The 16,151-nt window shown below is 62.6% G+C and carries 20 protein-coding genes; 4 read left to right on the top strand and 16 right to left on the bottom strand.

What is annotated here, in order from left to right; genetic code table 11:
• Nucleotides 1-33 precede the first annotated feature (33 nt).
• The gene (locus ACXJJ8_RS06800; protein ID WP_499028042.1) at nucleotides 34-804 is read right to left on the bottom strand and encodes a lytic transglycosylase domain-containing protein; all 771 of its coding nucleotides are present in this window, start codon (nucleotides 802-804) and stop codon (nucleotides 34-36) included.
• A gap of 70 nt (nucleotides 805-874) precedes the next feature.
• Nucleotides 875-1,642, bottom strand: coding sequence for a lytic transglycosylase domain-containing protein (locus tag ACXJJ8_RS06795; protein ID WP_499028040.1), 768 nt, complete (start codon nucleotides 1,640-1,642; stop codon nucleotides 875-877).
• 29 nt (nucleotides 1,643-1,671) lie between these two features.
• On the opposite strand from ACXJJ8_RS06795, the gene ACXJJ8_RS06790 reads away from it, so the two are divergent.
• Nucleotides 1,672-2,187, top strand: a complete 516-nt coding sequence (locus tag ACXJJ8_RS06790) for a hypothetical protein (protein ID WP_499028036.1) — start codon at nucleotides 1,672-1,674, stop codon at nucleotides 2,185-2,187.
• Nucleotides 2,188-2,190: 3 nt separating this feature from the next.
• Here the strand turns inward: ACXJJ8_RS06790 and ACXJJ8_RS06785 are convergent, their stop codons facing one another.
• The 14 genes from ACXJJ8_RS06785 to ACXJJ8_RS06720 all read right to left on the bottom strand — a co-directional run bounded on the left by ACXJJ8_RS06785 (nucleotide 2,191) and on the right by ACXJJ8_RS06720 (nucleotide 13,250).
• Entirely contained in the window at nucleotides 2,191-2,724 is a 534-nt protein-coding gene (locus ACXJJ8_RS06785) for a nuclear transport factor 2 family protein (protein ID WP_499028033.1), read from the bottom strand.
• A gap of 32 nt (nucleotides 2,725-2,756) precedes the next feature.
• Nucleotides 2,757-3,383, bottom strand: a complete 627-nt coding sequence (locus tag ACXJJ8_RS06780; RefSeq protein WP_499028029.1) for a DUF1294 domain-containing protein — start codon at nucleotides 3,381-3,383, stop codon at nucleotides 2,757-2,759.
• A 12-nt stretch (nucleotides 3,384-3,395) separates the two neighbouring features.
• Nucleotides 3,396-4,427, bottom strand: coding sequence for a proline iminopeptidase-family hydrolase (locus ACXJJ8_RS06775; RefSeq protein WP_499028024.1), 1,032 nt, complete (start codon nucleotides 4,425-4,427; stop codon nucleotides 3,396-3,398).
• A 315-nt stretch (nucleotides 4,428-4,742) separates the two neighbouring features.
• Nucleotides 4,743-5,066, bottom strand: coding sequence for a hypothetical protein (locus ACXJJ8_RS06770; protein ID WP_499028022.1), 324 nt, complete (start codon nucleotides 5,064-5,066; stop codon nucleotides 4,743-4,745).
• 166 nt (nucleotides 5,067-5,232) lie between these two features.
• Nucleotides 5,233-5,514, bottom strand: coding sequence for an XAC0095 family protein (locus ACXJJ8_RS06765; protein ID WP_499028018.1), 282 nt, complete (start codon nucleotides 5,512-5,514; stop codon nucleotides 5,233-5,235).
• A gap of 250 nt (nucleotides 5,515-5,764) precedes the next feature.
• Nucleotides 5,765-6,250, bottom strand: a complete 486-nt coding sequence (locus ACXJJ8_RS06760) for a hypothetical protein (protein ID WP_499028015.1) — start codon at nucleotides 6,248-6,250, stop codon at nucleotides 5,765-5,767.
• A 495-nt stretch (nucleotides 6,251-6,745) separates the two neighbouring features.
• Nucleotides 6,746-7,288: a hypothetical protein gene (locus ACXJJ8_RS06755; RefSeq protein ID WP_499028012.1), complete on the bottom strand. Its 543-nt coding sequence runs from the start codon at nucleotides 7,286-7,288 to the stop codon at nucleotides 6,746-6,748.
• Nucleotides 7,289-7,485: 197 nt separating this feature from the next.
• Nucleotides 7,486-7,935, bottom strand: a complete 450-nt coding sequence (locus tag ACXJJ8_RS06750) for a hypothetical protein (protein WP_499028009.1) — start codon at nucleotides 7,933-7,935, stop codon at nucleotides 7,486-7,488.
• A 114-nt stretch (nucleotides 7,936-8,049) separates the two neighbouring features.
• Complete coding sequence (locus ACXJJ8_RS06745) at nucleotides 8,050-8,682, bottom strand: hypothetical protein (RefSeq protein ID WP_499028007.1); 633 nt, start codon at nucleotides 8,680-8,682, stop codon at nucleotides 8,050-8,052.
• 142 nt (nucleotides 8,683-8,824) lie between these two features.
• The gene (locus ACXJJ8_RS06740; protein WP_499028004.1) at nucleotides 8,825-9,289 is read right to left on the bottom strand and encodes a hypothetical protein; all 465 of its coding nucleotides are present in this window, start codon (nucleotides 9,287-9,289) and stop codon (nucleotides 8,825-8,827) included.
• On the bottom strand, nucleotides 9,286-9,537 hold the full coding sequence (locus ACXJJ8_RS06735; protein ID WP_499028002.1) for a hypothetical protein: 252 nt from the start codon (nucleotides 9,535-9,537) through the stop codon (nucleotides 9,286-9,288). The genes ACXJJ8_RS06740 and ACXJJ8_RS06735 overlap by 4 nt, the downstream gene beginning before the upstream one ends.
• 53 nt (nucleotides 9,538-9,590) lie before the next feature.
• Nucleotides 9,591-10,373, bottom strand: a complete 783-nt coding sequence (locus tag ACXJJ8_RS06730) for a TSCPD domain-containing protein (protein WP_499027998.1) — start codon at nucleotides 10,371-10,373, stop codon at nucleotides 9,591-9,593.
• 60 nt (nucleotides 10,374-10,433) lie between these two features.
• A complete protein-coding gene (locus ACXJJ8_RS06725) occupies nucleotides 10,434-11,015 on the bottom strand; it encodes a hypothetical protein (RefSeq protein WP_499027996.1) in 582 nt (193 codons plus the stop codon).
• An 81-nt stretch (nucleotides 11,016-11,096) separates the two neighbouring features.
• On the bottom strand, nucleotides 11,097-13,250 hold the full coding sequence (locus tag ACXJJ8_RS06720) for an adenosylcobalamin-dependent ribonucleoside-diphosphate reductase (RefSeq protein ID WP_499027992.1): 2,154 nt from the start codon (nucleotides 13,248-13,250) through the stop codon (nucleotides 11,097-11,099).
• A gap of 480 nt (nucleotides 13,251-13,730) precedes the next feature.
• Here ACXJJ8_RS06720 and ACXJJ8_RS06715 point away from each other — a divergent pair, with 480 nt between their 5' ends.
• From ACXJJ8_RS06715 to ACXJJ8_RS06705, 3 genes are read left to right on the top strand one after another with little or no spacing between them, the layout of a single operon-like run.
• The gene (locus ACXJJ8_RS06715) at nucleotides 13,731-15,164 is read left to right on the top strand and encodes a Do family serine endopeptidase (RefSeq protein WP_499027988.1); all 1,434 of its coding nucleotides are present in this window, start codon (nucleotides 13,731-13,733) and stop codon (nucleotides 15,162-15,164) included.
• 38 nt (nucleotides 15,165-15,202) lie between these two features.
• Nucleotides 15,203-15,577 (top strand): hypothetical protein, encoded by a 375-nt coding sequence (locus tag ACXJJ8_RS06710; RefSeq protein ID WP_499027984.1) that lies wholly within the window; start codon nucleotides 15,203-15,205, stop codon nucleotides 15,575-15,577.
• A gap of 12 nt (nucleotides 15,578-15,589) precedes the next feature.
• The gene (locus ACXJJ8_RS06705) at nucleotides 15,590-16,147 is read left to right on the top strand and encodes a phage holin family protein (RefSeq protein WP_499027982.1); all 558 of its coding nucleotides are present in this window, start codon (nucleotides 15,590-15,592) and stop codon (nucleotides 16,145-16,147) included.
• Nucleotides 16,148-16,151: the final 4 nt, after the last annotated feature.

Below are 16,151 nucleotides of genomic sequence, written 5' to 3'. Positions count from 1 at the left end.
AGCGCCCACGCGGTGAGCGCAGCGTCCGCAGGCTCAGCTTTTACGCATCGCGGACTTTTTCAGCGCCGCACGGTAGCGCGCGTACAAGGCCTGCACCTTGTCGACGTAGTCCTCGGTCTCCGCATACGGCGGCACGCCACCGTAACGATCGACGGCGCCGGTCCCCGCGTTGTATGCGGCGGCCACGAGCACCAGGTCCCCCTTGTAACGACGCATGAGATCGCGAATGTGGCGTGCTGCACCATCGATGCATTGCGCCGACTGATAGGGATCGGCCACGCCATACGCACGCGCGAGTGCCGGCATCATCTGCATCACGCCTTGCGCGCCCTTGGGCGAGAGCGCCCGCGCGTTGAAGTCGCTCTCGGCATGGGCGATGGCGCGCAACCAGGCATCCTCGACGCCCGTTTTCTTCGCAGCCGCAACGAATTGCGCGGCGAACGCGTCAAGACGCGGCTTGCCGACCTCACCGTACCCCTCGTGCGCCCACGAATCGCGCGGCGTGCGAATGCGCACCGGCTCGGCGACTTCCTTCCATCCGCGGATCGGCCGCGTGCTGTACACGGCGATGCCATTCATGCGCGTCGTGTACAGGTTGCCGCGCACGGGGCCCTGGTCGCCCCAGAAATTCGGCACCTTGGCCTTGCGGTCGTTGACGCGCTTGGGTTTGCAGTGCGAACCCGGCTCGGGTGCGGTCGAGAGGCTCAGCCGATCATCCCGCAGGCATTCGTAAACCGTGCGCGCCTGCGCGCCGGCGATGGGCAGCAGGCACAGCAAAGCGGCAGTGGCGAGGCGGGCGTACATCGGGCGCCATGAAACGCGCGGACTGCTCAGCATCGCGTGAAGGCCGCGTGTGCGCCGCAACAATGGTGGCTTAACGGCGCGTCCTGACCGGCTTCGTCATCGCGGTGCGATAGCGGTCGTACAAGGCCTGCACCTTGGCCACGTATTCGATGGTCTCGCGATACGGCGGTACGCCCTTGTATTGCGTCACCGTGCCGATGCCGGCGTTGTACGCCGCGGCGACCAGGTCGAGGTCGCCCTTGTAGCGCCGCAACAACTGCTTGAGGTGCCGCGCGCCGCCGTCGATGGATTGCGCGGCCGAGTAGGGATCGGCGACCGCGTATTCGCGCGCGACCTCGGGCATCAATTGCATGACGCCCCGTGCGCCCTTCTTCGATGTCGCGAACGGATCGAACCCGCTTTCGGCGTGCGCGAAGGCACGCAGCATCGCGTCCTCCACGCCGGTTCGCTTCGCCGCTGCGCGGAACTCGGCATTGAAGCGCTTCAACTGCGGCGGCCCGAGTTCGCCCAGCCCGACATGCGCCGAGGAATCCGGCGGCGTTTGCACGGTGAAGGCGAGCACCGGCCTCGAGCCCGGCAACTTGCGCGTGCCGTACACCGTTTGCCCGTCCTGCTGGCGTTCGTACAGGGTGCCCTGCACCACGCCGAGGTTGCCCCAGAGATTCGGCACCTTCGCCGCGTCGTCATCGAAATGTTTGGCGACGCACTTCGAACCCGGTTCAGGCGCCGTCGAGAGACTGACGGTGCCATCGCGCATGCAGCGGTACACCGTACGTGCGTGCGCAGGCCACGCGGCAAAGGCCGCGAACAGGCAGAGCGTGAAGACGGGCGCGCGCATCGGGCGGAGCGTACAACCTCGGAGGTCGAATGCGCGTGCAAGGCAAATGGTGGGGCCTGGTGACGATGGTGTTGCTCGCCGTGGGCTGTGCCACCAAACCGAAACCGGCGCCGGAAGCGCCACCGACGCCCGAGATCCCCGTTGCGCCGACCACCACGCGCGGCGAGTTCACGATCGAAGCCGACAAGAATGAAACGTGGAATGCAGTCGGCGCCATCGTCGTGAACACACCGGGCGTCGAGTACGAAGGGCGCTCGCAGATGCTCGACATGTACACGCTGCGCTATCGCGGGGAGGAACTGATGGTGCTGACGAAGGCGTTGCTGCTTTCGGACACGATTCGCAAGACCACCACGCGCGTCACCGCAACGACGCCGGAAGGCAAGCCGATCGATACCGATGCGAGCGCGGGCCTGCTGGCGATACTGCAGGAAAAATTGCCCGCGGCGATCATCGACGTGCAGGCGCGCTTCGCCGCGGAGGCCGAAGCAGCGAAAGCGAAATCCAAGAGCAAGTCGAAATCGAAGAAGAAAAAGAAGAAGTGACGATCACTTCGGCTGCGGCGCAAGCACGTGGTCGTAGCTGATGACGCGTGCGAGTTTCCAGGTGTCGCCGTCCTTTTTCCACAGGTCGATGAACTTGCCGGTCTCCGTGAGCCGATCCGGCTTGCCCTTCGACAACGCGAAGAAGCGGTGCGTCCCCATCTGCATCGCGCCGTAGCCACCGATCATGTGCACGGTCATCGTGCCGCCGACCAATTCGCGCCGCGCGTGGAAGTTGGTGCCTTCGGACTCGCGCTTGCAACCGTCGGCGACATTGCCGATGAACTGCGCGCCGCTGCCCGCCGCCATGCCGCTCTTGTCGTGGAAGAACTCGAAGTCGTCGGCAACCAGCGCCTTGAGTTGATCGATCTTGCAGTTGAAGACGGCGTCGAAGAGTTGGCGGTCTTTTTCGGCGAGCGTGGCGATGACTTCGGGCGATGCGGGTGGCGCGCCGGGCGTTAGGTGCACCGTGGCTTCGGGCTTGCTTTGCGCGAAGGCGGCGAGTGGGGCGAGGACTGCGAGTAACAGCGCGTGACGCATCAGCGATCTCCATGCGGCACGACGCCGCTGTTTTATCGGTTGGACGACAACCACCAAGCCATCAGTCCGATGTTGAAGAACACCGTCACCCAGAACACGGCCTGGAACGATGCTTTCTTCGACTTGTGCCGCAGCAGGCCCTGTGCGAGCAATGCGCCGGGCCAGCCGCCCGCAAGCGACACGAAATGCAGTTCAGCTTCGGGCGTTCGCCTTGCGTTCTCCTGTGCAGCACTTTTGTCGCGTCGATAGTAGACAAACGTCGCAACGCTCATCAGGCCGTAGACGACGACTGCCGGTATGGGGAGCCAGCCCCGCCACGCAGCGAACGCGATTGCGGCAATCGCCACGAAGCCCAGGAATGCGTGCGGGATACGCCATGTGCTCCGGTTGTCCCGCACCGCGGCCGGCTGCCCCGCCATCCGCACGCGCAATGCGGCGAGCCGCCCCTTTTCGTCCCGCCCGACTTCATAGGACAACAGATCGCCCTGTTCCGGCCGACGCCGCATGCGCTCGAATTTCTTGACGTGCACGAATGCGCGCTCGCCGCCGCCATTGGGAACGACGAACCCGTAGCCTTTATCGTCATGCCATTCGGTGATGCGACCTGCAAAGCGCATGAAGCCCCCTGAACGCACCGGCCCCCTGCCGGACCGGGGCATTCTAGCGAACGATCACCCGCCCGCCTTGGCGGCGTCCACGGCGTGCAGGAACTTCAACAAGCCGGCGAAGTAAGCATCCTGATCGTCGTAGTACGCACAGTGGCTCCCGTTGGGCAGATACAGATAGTCGCCGTGCGGCAGCTTCTTGCTCATCATCTCCATGTACTTCGGGTCCATCGTGTCGTAGCGCGCGCCGATGACGAGCGTGGGGACGCTGATATTTTTCAGGTCGTCCGTGCGATCCCAATCTACGAGGATGCCGCTGGCGCCGAGTTCGCTCGGGCCCTGCATCGGGATGTAGACCTTCTTGTTGAGGTGGCGCGCGGAGCCGCGCAGCAGCGGCTCGGGCCACTCGGCCATCGGGCGGCGCAGGACGTGGTGTTCGTAGTGGGGTTGCAGGAGTTGTTCGAAGCGCGGGTTGTCGTAGTCTTTCGCTGCGTCGAGTTTGCGCAGTTCCGCGAGGGCTTCCGGGCCGAGTTCCGGCATCAGCACGTCGTTCGCGTATTTGTTGTACGCGGGGATGCTGGAGACCATGTTCGAGATGATCAGGCCTTTCAGGTGGTCCTGGTACTTGAGCGCGTATTCGATCGCGAGCATGCCGCCCCACGAATGGCCGAGCAGGTAGAAGTTGTCCTTGTCCAGGCCGAGCGCCTGGCGCACTTGCTCCACTTCGTCGACGAAGCGATCGATGTTGAGCAGCTTCGGATCGTCGGGCTGGTCGCTGTAGTACGAGCCGAGTTGGTCGTAGTAGTAGTACTCGACGCCGTCGGCCGGCAGGAAGCTGTCGAACACTTCGAAGGGTTCGTGCGTCGCGCCCGGGCCGCCGTGCAACAGCAGCACTTTGATGCGCGGGTTGTTGCCGACGCGCTTGGTCCAGACTTTGAAGTCGCCGACCGGGGTGTGGATCGGGATCATGCGGACGCCGCCCTGCCAGGCGTCTGGGTGGTTCGCGTTGGAGTGGTATTCCTTGAGCGTGGGTTCTGCGGCAAAGACCGGGGATGCGAGGAGCAGGCCGAGCGACAGCGCGAGCAGGTACCGGAGCATGGGGCTCTCCGCGGGTGGGCGTTGCTGCGGAGTCTAAAGGCGGTTGTGCAGTGCGGTTGGGGGGAGGCGGACCTTTTTACCGGCGTCGGTAAATTGGTCTTCCACCAAGAGCGCTACTCCATCATTGGCGCGCCGCCCGAACGTGGGAAGTTCCAAATTTTTTTGGGAAAAAAATTTGAAACTCCCCACGCTGGGGCATCACCTTGCGGGTCGCTTCGATCAAGGGGCTTCCGCCCGATCGTTCGTTGGTGGCTGCAAAGCAAGCTTTGCAGATAGCCGATCATTTTCGTGGGGCCAGAGCCGTGGGCCTTCTCTTCACTCGTCGTCCGACGTATTCGCCTGCGCGAACAACATCGCGAACTCGTCGCTCGTCAGTTCGATCCCCTCTTCTTTCGCCACTTCGCGGTTGCGATCCCAAAGCTCGCGAATTGCAACGTCGATTCCATCGCCCCAGTTCATCTGGGCGGCCACGATTTGCTGCCAGGTGCCTTCGCGACCGAGGGACGTCGCGAGCTTGGGTGCCATCTCTTCCAAGGTAGCGCGCTGTTCGGGATCGAGCGCATCGATGGCATCGAGTGCGAGGCACTCCAGCAAGCGGAGGAAGGGGCGGCCTTCGTAGCGGTCTTCGGTTGCGGTCATAGTGGGGCCTCGTCTTGGATCTGATCATTTTACCGGCGCCGGTAAGACGATCATATCTGCGGACCATTTTGTCGGCGCCAGCAAAATGGTCTGTCGCCGGGCCTCTAGGCTGCGCAGCGGGCATCCGATCCGTAGCCCTGCCACCCGGCCCCGCAACCAGCGCGCCCTAAGTCTCGTCGCGACACGACGCAGCATGCGCATTTGCAAGTTCGACGCAAACCGAACTCGCGCTGATGATTTCATCGATATCCCGCTCCAACCGCGAGAACCACCAGCCGAGTGCATCAGGACGCAAACGGGCATCCGGGTTGCTCGCATTGGAGCCAAGCTCGGTGAGTTGCGCCATCAACCGCAGGTGCTCGCACATCTGCACAAGCTGGAGATGTGCTGCTTCGGGAAGGGCATAAACGGTGGGCGCGCGCAGCGGCGCATCCGTGACAAGCGACATGGCAACCTCCTCAATGAAGTGAACCTTGCGCCGGTGCGACGCAAGGTGTCGGGAGGTTCAAATCCGGCAGCACTCGATCCGGTGGACTTATTTCCTCTTGCGAGGTCTCGTATTCGTCCCCTCCCGACGCAGAGGGCATGCGTTGAAGCAATCGAGAGCTGAGGAGATTTGAAACTCCGAAGTGGATCGTGCGCCTGCCGCTTGCCGAGCGGGATTAGACGCAGGCGCACGATCCAACAGACTGATCACTTCACGCCTCGGATTCGCCTTCAGGTTTTTCTGACTTCTTACGGGTCTTTCGATAGCGCATGCCCAATTCCTTGGCGGCCTCGTCGAGGCCCGCATCGCCGCCGGCGCCCTTGATCACGCCGTAAGACTGATTCGCGACCACCATGACATCGCTGCCGAGCGCGGCCACCGTGTCGTCGACGTCTGCGAGCAACTGCTGCACCGCCGTCAGGATCGGAATCAGGTTGTCGCGCGCTTCGAGATCGGCGAACGCCGCATCGATGTCGATGCCGCGCGGCAACAGGTGCAGGTTCTGCGCGATCGTCACCAGCGCCAGGCGCCCGTAGTTCTGGCTGTTCGGACCGAACAACTGGAGCGAGCGGCGCTGGTCGGTCGACAGCGACAACAGCTTCGGCAGCAACTGCCGGATCTGCGCGATCAGCGCGAGCACCTGGGCCTGCGTTTCCCTAGTGACCGTCATGGACACGAGGTCTTGTTGCTGCGTCATGGAGAAGACTCCGTCGATGTCGTAGGCCGAAGTCTTCTCTCAGACGCGAAATAACGTAATTGTCCCCGCGGGCAACATGTTCGGAATCTTGTGAGGGGACGTACGGCGTTCGCGATGGGACCGCGAGGACTGGGAAGACGTCCGCGACGCATGAGGAGACGTTGGCGGCCACTCCGGAGACTTTGCGAGTGTCTACAGAGAGATTCGCAGTGGCTCCGGAGACCTGACGAGTGTCTACGGAGACGTTCGCGATGACTCGGGAGACGTGGGGTAGTGTCTACGGAGAGGCTGGCGACGACTCCGGAATCTCGACGAGGGTCTACGTAGACGTTGGCGGCGACCCCGGAGACGCGGTGGAGTATCTACCGAGACGTCGGCGACGACTTCGGAGACATCTCCGGGCGTCGCCGTAAACAGCGACGATGGCTTTTGAATACGTCGCTATCGCTTCTATCGCCTTCCCGCGCCCGGAACCGCGCCGACCGAAGTTTCGGTCTATAGATCAACAGTCCAGGATTCGTCATACCCGTCCGAGTAAACGATCCGCTTGAAACCAAACAACCTAGCCTGCTGCTGAAGTTCCATCTCGTTCTGGAACTTGTACACAAGGGGCTTGGACATGAGGACATACTTCAACCGAAGTTGATCCTTGGATTTGCCGCTCACGCTGACGTCAACGTCCAGACCGCTCTTGACGAAAACTTGTTCCAAGCTCGAGGCATAAAGAGCGCGCTGTTGTTGCGAGACGCTCTTGATCAAGGTGTCTGCGCGGGCACTCAACACCCGCTCGTCCTTCGCTTTCGAGTCTTCGTACATCCCCTTAACGACAGCGAGTTTAATCAGGTCGCCTGTGGCTTCTTTCACTTGGTCGGTCGTGGCGTAGTAGTGCTTCAGATGCGTATCGTTTTGCTTGATGCGCCGCCCCACTTCCTCCACGGTTTGCTTCGATTCGGCAAGCAGCGCAGCTGGGTCAGCTTTGGCGGCCGCCGGCGCCTCAGACTCGGTAGGCGCACTCGATGCAGTCGTGGATTTCGGCATGGGCACGTCGTTGTCATTTGAACCTGAGCAACTACGTGACATTGATGCCACCACGAACAGTACAACCACTACTAACAAGACGGTTGCGCACCCCGAAGTTTTTGCTGGCTTGGCCCCGCACTGGGGACAGGCTTCCGCAGTCGTGCTGATCTGTGCCTTGCATTCCTTGCACGTTGTCATCGCCATCGCATTTCCCCCTAGAACTCGCTCATCCCAGAAAAGTCGGTAAATACCTCGTCAACCAAATTGGGGAACCGCTCCGGCTGTTCTGTCCGAATGAAATTGGCAAGGCCGCGGTCAATGGTTTCGAGCAAGTCCACGCGTTTCAGCAAAACGCCCCAGACTGCTAGTTCAACTTCCGAATTCACGTGCTTTCCCCTACGCAAATCCCCCAAGTAGGCTTGATACGCCTGACCAACCAGAGCGAATGCTTCCGGCTCCGACATGATCGCAATCATTCTTTGTTCCGAGTTCCCGTGCGTCTTGATGTGCTCTAAGTTCTTCAGTCCCTTGTCGTGGAGCTTTGAAATGGGAGCTCGGTACGCATAAAGAAATGCCGACGCATATCGAGTGCGCATTCCGAAGTTGTCCACTGCGTACTCGAGGAGATCGGTAAAGTAATCGGGTGACTTTCCAAAACCGAGCATGCAATTCCCCTTGGGCGACTTGGCAGGTCTATCCCAGCGAGCCCTGCTCCTGGAATTCCAGTTGATTTGACGCAGTCCAGAAATACGCGCTTGCTTTTTCGGACCCTTCGAGAACTAAGCGAAGGGTAGCGCGCGGATGTATCCCAAAGCTGTTGTTAGCAACAGCATTGCGGCGGCCAGCAACCATGTCGCTGCCCCGTGTCTGACTCGTCCTGAATGATCGTCGGGCCGCCCATGCTCCGGGTAATAGATCAGCCCAAACGTACCGAGTCCCATCAGGATGATGATTGCAACGACGTACCCCAGAGTCCTATCAAGCGGCTCGCCTATAAGGATCGCGAATGCGGGCAATGCACCGATGACTGAAACGAACGGGCTTGATTGCCACCCGCCAGAGCGGAAAATAAACCAAGAGCAGGTCACGATGTTGAAGAAGAAGGCGATTTTTGTCGCCTTTCGCACTGGCACGACACCAAATTCGAAGCCCAATGCATCCCAGCCGATCTTGAAGTAGGTAGTGAGAAGAATTGGCGTAATGGTCGCTAAGAACCAAAGCAGTAGGATCGCGAAGTCGAGCACGCCCGGGCTCAGCAACCCTCGTGCGAACAAGTAGGTCGGCCTTGACCTATTCCAATAGCCGGAAATTACTGCTCCGGCGAACACCGAAATCACGATGGCCGCTTGAATAATCAGCAATGCGGCCGCGACCTTTTGAGGCGTCTGCGGATCAAGAACGACTGTCGACACTACCTTCCCCCAAGGCTTTGTCGCGCCCCTTCATGGAGCTGCTTGAAACGTATACGCCAAGATGCATGATCTACGGCCACTGCGCTAGGCAGCTACCAAGAGTAACTGGCGCTTGATGGCCTAGGAATTGAAACGTCGCGAGTCAGAATGCGCCGAACACGAAGCACGCTCCACTGATGATTGGGACCCATACTTTCAAGTGCGTGAAAAACAATGCGGTTTTAATTAAGCCGCTTGTGTAGGGCCATTCCGATGGAATTCGCTCCGAGGGGTCCCAGCGACTCCGCCAGTTGCCTGGGTCCTTTGAAGCCTCGTAAAACGCGTTGTACGTTCCAGTCGCCAGCACGAACGCGCCCAGCAAACTAAGGAGCACTGCGCCCAGTGCGAGCGACACCGACCAGGTCGCCCACGCGTTCTTCAGCAACTCCCCTTTGCCAGAATGCAATGCCCAATTTGCCGCGATCAGTGCCAAGCAGCACTGAAAGCTGATGTCGGTAATTCTCGAAGTCCACCGCAGGTAATCAGCTTGGAGCGCTCGCAACCCCTCAGCAGGGCTCTTGTAAACCCGCTCGTCGATGGGCGCGCGATCAGGGTGTTCCTGCGTCACCCGCCTACTCCAATCCCAATTGCAGATGCCGCCTTCTTCGCAGCTTTGCGGACTTTTTTCGCTGCCCGCTTTACGCCCCGAACAGCCTTCCTAGCAGTCTTTTTTGCGGCCTTCTTAACGGTCTTTCTTGCGGCCTTTTTCGCAGTTTTTCTTGTGGCTTTCTTTGCCGTCTTTTTGGCTGCCTTCTTCGCAACACTCTTTCGTGCCACCTTCTTTGCAGACTTTTTTGCAGTCTTCTTCATCGCCATGTCGAAAATCCCTCATGCCGAAAAGGAAAAGCCCGGCGATGCCGGGCTCTTTTTTAACCGCACTTGCTATAGCCGCAATTTAGACAGGTCGCACACCCATCCATGATGACAACAGCCTTCGTGCTGCACTTATGGCACATCGTCGCGCTAGGCGGAAAACTCGCGCCGTCGCCCGTCACTTCGATCACTTCTTCCGTGCGCGCATCGCTGCCCGTCGCCAGGCCCAGGCTCACTTCATTGTTTTTTTTTGAGCCGCGGTTCTCGTAGGCCGCGCGCTTTTCCGCGATGAGGGCGCGTTGCGCCGGGCTCATCTCGGGGTCGTGGATCAGGCCGATCGACTTCATGTGGTCTTCGACGATCGCGCCGAGTTCGGCCACCAGGGACGGCATGTAGACGCCGCCGGCCTTGAAGTAGCCGCCGCGCGGGTCGAACACCGCTTTCATTTCTTCCACCAGGAAGGTCACGTCGCCGCCCTTGCGGAACACGGCCGACATGATGCGCGTGAGCGCGACGATCCACTGGAAGTGCTCCATCGACTTGGAGTTGATGAAGATCTCGAAGGGGCGGCGCAGTTCGTGTTCGGTGCCGGCGTTGAGCACGATGTCGTTGAGGGTCACGTACATGGCGTGCTCGACGAGCGGCGACTTGATCTTGTAGGTGCTGCCGATCAGCACTTCCGGGCGCTCGATGCGCTCGTGCATCTGGATCACGTCGGCCGTCGGGAGCTCCGCTTCCAGCGTCGCGCGGGCCACGGCATCGGCTTTCGCCTCGCGTGCCTTGTCCTCGGCGGTGATGACGGCGTAGCCCTTGATCTTCTTGTCGATTTTGACGGCCATGTGCGTTCTCTGAATTTGGTCAAAAAGTCCCCTCCCGTTGTCGGGAGGGGACGTGTCGCTTTACGCGCTCTTGCGAGCGGTCTTGCGTGCGCCGCCCTTGCGAGCGGTGGTCTTGCGTGCGCCAGTCTTCTTCGCGGCGGTCTTGCGAGCGCCGGTCTTCTTCGCGGCGGTCTTGCGAACGCCCGTCGTCTTGCGTGCGGTCTTCTTCGTCGCACGCTTGGCGGCGCCCTTGCGGGCGGCGACCTTGCGACCGACCTTCTTGACCGCGCGCTTGGCGGCGGCCTTCTTGCCCGCGACCTTCCGCGTGACTTTCTTCCCTGCCTTCTTGACCGAACGCTTGGCAGCCGCCTTCTTGCCGGCCACCTTGCGCGTGGCCTTCTTGCCCGCACGCTTGGCGGCGGCCTTCTTGCCGGCCACCTTGCGCTTCAGCGATGCGGCTTCTTTCTTCGCCGCAGCGCTTGCCGCGGTGAGTGACTTCTTGGCCTTGGTGACGGCCTTCTTGGCGGACTTGGCCGCTTTCGATGCCGTCTTCTTCGCACCGGATACTGCCTTGCCCGCGCGCTTGGCGACGGACTTCGCGGTCTCGACCACCGTATCGGCGGCGTTGGAAAGGGTCGCCGTGACCCCGTTGCCGTTGCTCATTTGGCCTCCTGAGTGGGCCTGGTTGTGGAACAACGCGATCCTATACCCGTCACGTGTGTGAACAAGTAGTCGAGACGCTGGTCAGAACTTCCCGTAATAGCCTTCCTTCAGTGCATCGAACAGGTTGGCGGCGGTGTGCATCTCGCCGTCGTACTCGATCTGCTCGTTGCCCTTGACCTCCAGGACCGAGCCGTCTTCCAGCTCGAAGCGGTAGGTCGTGTTCTCCAGGTCCGCTTCCTTCACCAGCACGCCCTGGAAGGCGGCGGGGTTGAAGCGGAAGGTGGTGCAGCCCTTCAAACCCTGTTGGTGGGCGTAGCGGTAAATGTCCTTGAAGTCTTCGTACGGGTAGTCCGTGGGGACGTTCGCCGTCTTGGAGATCGAGGAGTCCACCCACTTCTGGGCGGCGGCCTGCACGTCGACGTGTTCCTTCGGCGAGATGTCGTCGGCGGAGATGAAGTAGTCGGGAAGCTTGGCGCCGGCCTCGTCCGAGAACGGCATGGCCTTGGCGTTGATCAGCTCGCGGTAGGCCAGCAGCTCGAAGGAGTAGACGTCCACCTTCTCCTTGGTCTTCTTCCCTTCGCGGATCACGTTGCGGCTGTAGTGGTGCGCGAAGGACGGCTCGATCCCGTTGGAGGCGTTGTTGGCCAGCGACAGGGAGATCGTGCCGGTCGGGGCGATCGAGGAATGGTGGGTGAAGCGCGCGCCGACTTCGGCGAGTTCTTCCACCAGCTCCGGCGCCACCTCGGCCACGCGCTGCATGTAGCGCGAATACTTGGCGTGCAGCACCTTGCCTTCGATTTCCTGGCCGACCTTCCAACCGTCGGCCACCATTTCCGGGCGCTTGCGCAACATCTCGGCGGTCACCGGGAAGCGTTCTTCCATGATCGGCGCGGCGCCCTTTTCCTTCGCCAGGACCAGGCCCATTTCCCAGCCGGCCACCGCCATGTCGCGGGCGATGCGGTCGGTGAACTCGCAGGATTCGGCCGAGCCATACTTCATGCGCAGCATCGTCATCGTGCTGCCCAGGCCCAGGAAGCCCATGCCGTGGCGGCGCTTGCGCATGATCTCGTCGCGCTGCTGCTGCAGCGGCAGGCCGTTCACTTCGACCACGTTGTCGAGCATGCGGGTGAACACGCGCACGACTTCCTTGTATTCCTCCCAGTCGAATTCCGCCTGGTCGGTGAAGGCGTTGCGCACGAACTTGGTCAGGTTCACCGAGCCGAGCAGGCACGCGCCGTAGGCCGGCAGGGGTTGCTCGCCGCAGGGGTTGGTCGCGCGGATGTTTTCGCACCACCAGTTGTTGTTCATCTCGTTGACGCGGTCGATCAGGATGAAGCCCGGCTCGGCGTAGTCGTACGTCGAGACCATGATCATGTCCCACAGGTGCCGCGCGCGGATGTGGCCGTAGATGCGGCAGGCCACCAGGCCGTCGTCGCGCACGACGTAGTTCTTGTGCGTCGGCCAGTCGCGCCAGACCACCGTCTGCGGGTCGGCCAGGTCGATGTCGCCCTGTTCCTTGATGTTGATCGGGAACACCAGCGGCCAGTCGCCGTCGTGCTCCACCGCTTCCATGAAGCCGTCGGTGATCAGCAGCGAGAGGTTGAACTGGCGCAGGCGCCCGTCTTCGCGCTTGGCGCGGATAAAGTCCTTCACGTCCGGGTGCGAGACGTCGAAGGTGCCCATCTGCGCGCCGCGGCGGCCACCGGCGGAGGAGACGGTGAAACACATCTTGTCGTAGATATCCATGAAGGACATCGGGCCCGACGTATAGGCGCCGGCGCCGGCGACGAACGCGCCGCGCGGGCGCAGCGTCGAGAATTCATAGCCGATGCCGCAGCCGGCCTTCAGCGTGAGGCCCGCTTCGTGCACCTTCTCCAGGATGCCGTCCATCGAGTCTTCGATGGTGCCCGAGACCGTGCAGTTGATCGTCGAGGTCGCCGGCTTGTGTTCCAGCGCGCCTGCATTCGAGGTGATGCGGCCGGCGGGGATCGCCCCGCGGCGCAGCGCCCACACGAAACGCTCGTGCCAGTACTTCTGCTTCTCCGGCAACCCTTCGGATTCGGCGAGCGCCTTGGCGACACGCTGGTAGGTGCCGTCGATGTCGGCGTCGATCGCCTCGCCCGACTTGGTCTTCAGCCGGTACTTCTTGTCCCAGATGTCGGCCGAGGCCGGCTGCATCGGGATCTCCTGCGCTGCGTTGTCCATCTTGACCGCCTCGAGGCGCACCGTGCTCATGCTGCTCCATCTCCTCGTCGTGGCCGGGTCGTGCCCGGTTCTCATCGTTTTTTATCTGCTGGCGACGAGCCAACCCGGTTCCACGGAAGCAAGCCGGAAACGCCACCCATCTGGCGCGTCCTGCCCCCTGCGAACTCTGGTTTTCCCCTGACGCAACCGGGATTCCGGTCACGTTATCGCCTGTGTTCGTGGACGTGCCTGAAACTTCGTGGAACACAACATTCAGGTCCGTCCTTCGCTGCCACCACTATATGTAGTGGCAACGGAAGGCGAAACTAGCCCTGCGCGTCGAGTGTGTCAACGGTCCGGCGAAAATAATTTCCGACGCGGTGATGTGCGGTGCGGCGGCGCAGAAACGCGGTCTTCCAATGCATCCGGCCACGTTTCCAAAATAGGCCCCTGTTCAGCGGGCTCTTGCTTCGATGGCACCCTGCCGCGATTTCACATCGCTGACTCACTTCCCCCCGGGACAATGAACTCATGCGCCACGCTCCCCTGAAAACGCTCGCCGCACTGACGATTGCCGCCGGTTTCGGCGGCTTTGCCGCCACCGCGATGCGCGATGGCCTGCAAGCCCCCGCGATGGCCGAACCGGCGACCGCCGCCGTGCCGCTGGTGGCCGCGTTGCCGACGGCCGTCGACGGTCAGGCGCTGCCTTCGCTTGCACCGATGCTGGAAAAGGTCACGCCTGCGGTGGTGAGCGTGCACACCAAGCAACGCGTACGCGTGCGCAATCCCTTCGCCGACGATCCGATGTTCCGCCGCCTGTTCCCGCAGGTGCCGCAGGAACGGATCAACCAGTCGCTGGGCTCGGGCGTGATCGTCGATGCCGCCAAGGGCCTGGTGCTGACGAACCATCACGTGATCGAAGGTGCGGATGAAGTGTCGGTGACGCTGGCCGACGGACGCACCTTCGTCGCGACCTTCGTCGGCTCGGACCCGGACACCGACGTCGCGCTGATGCGCATCCAGGCCGACAAGCTCACCGCGTTGCCGCTCGCCAACTCCGATCAGCTGCGCGTCGGCGATTTCGTCGTCGCCGTCGGCAATCCCTTCGGTTTCAGCCAAACGGTGACCTCGGGCATTGTCTCGGCGGTCGGGCGCAATGGCCTGCCGGGGCTGGGCTTCCAGAACTTCATCCAGACCGATGCCTCGATCAACCCCGGCAACTCGGGCGGCGCACTGGTGAACCTGCGCGGCGAACTGGTCGGCATCAACACGGCGACGTTCAATCCGCAAGGCAGCCGCGCCGGCGACATCGGCCTGGGCTTCGCGATTCCCGCCAACCTCGCCGGCAACGTGATGCGCCAGCTTGCGAGCACGGGCGAGGTGCGGCGCGGCACGCTGGGCATCGAAACGCAGACGGTCGACGACCAGCTCGCCAAGGGCCTGGGCCTGGAGACGCCGCGCGGCGCGGTGGTGACGCGCGTGTTCCCGAACTCTGCCGCGTCCGCCGCCGGCGTGCGCGTGGGCGACGTCGTGCTGTCCGCCAACGGCCAGCGCATGGACTCGCGCGAGGCGCTGCACAACTTCGAAGGCTTGCAGGCGGTCGGCAGCGATGTCGCGCTCGAGCTGCGCCGGGACAGAGCGCCGGTCACGGTCAAGGCCACGCTGCGCGAACAGCCGCGGGCCTACGATGGCAGCGTGCTCGATGCGCGCCTGTCGGGCGCCACCTTCGCCGAGCTGCCCGAGCGTCTGCGCCAGGCGGGGCTCGACGGCGTGCTGGTGAGCGCGGTCGCGAAGGGCAGCCGCGCGGCGCAGAATGGCTTGCAGAAAGACGACGTGGTCCTCGCCGCCACCAGCGGAGAGTTCAGCGACCTGGGCGGCTTCCGCGCCAGTTTCGGGCAGTCCCCGCAACGCCTGGTGCTGCGCGTGCTGCGTGGCAACGCGCGCGGCGACCTGGCCATGCAGTAAATCAGCGTGTGATACCCCCCACCCCCAAGGAGAACGCGATGTCCCCGGACAACAACGGTCGTGCGACTGAAAACGTGAAGTCGGATCTCGGCGAAGCGGGCCAGCATTTCAAGGGCGCTGCGGTGGCCGCGGGCGATGCGATCAAGGGTGCGGCCACGGCCGCGGGCGACGAGATGCGGCTGGGCAAGGCACAGATGAAGGCCGAACTCGCCGACGGCACGCTCTCTTCCATTTCCGCGGCCGAAAACCTCGGCGCGGCCTCGCGCGAACAAGTGGACGCGATCATGGACAAGGGCCGCGACCTGATCGACAGCGCGGCCGAATTGATCCGCGAGCGTCCGCTCGCTTCCTTCGGCGTCGCCTTCGCCGCGGGTTGGATCATCGCCAAGCTCGGTCGCAGCAGCGACAAGTAAGCGATCGCCGCGATGGGGAGCGAGGACAGCGGTGAGGCCACGGACGACGGTACGCAAGCGCGTGCCGCCGCGCCCGGGATCTTCGATGCGCTGAAGGAACTCGGCGACACGGGCAAGGCGACGTGGTCGGCGGGCCGCGAGGCAGCCACCGCCCTCCGCATCCTGATCACCGCGGACTTCTCGCTTGCGCGCAGCGCCTTCGGGCGCACGCTCGCGTTGACGGCGGTGGCGATCATCTTCGGCGCGTCGGCGTGGTTGCTGTTGATGGCCTCGCTGATCGCGTGGCTGTCGATGCGCGCGGGCTGGGCGTGGTGGATCTCGCTGCTGGTATGCGGCGGCGCCAGCGTGCTGCTCGCCGTTGCTGCCGGTTGGCTCGGCATGCACTACTTCGAACACACGCGCATGAAGGCGACGCGCCGACAACTCGCACGCCTGGGGATCGGCGAACTCGGCGACATGACGCCGGACGCGGGCTCCGCCAAATCCGCCGAAGCGGCAACCGAGCAGGTCGCGGAAGTGGCGGACGAAGGCGTCAAGAAGGGCCTCGGTGTCGACGTCACTCCCCCCTGATTCA

Source organism: Lysobacter sp. P5_C4 (assembly GCF_054049695.1).
The sequence above is the reverse complement of the archived record's forward strand: the minus strand, read 5'-3'. Positions and strand labels throughout refer to the sequence as shown.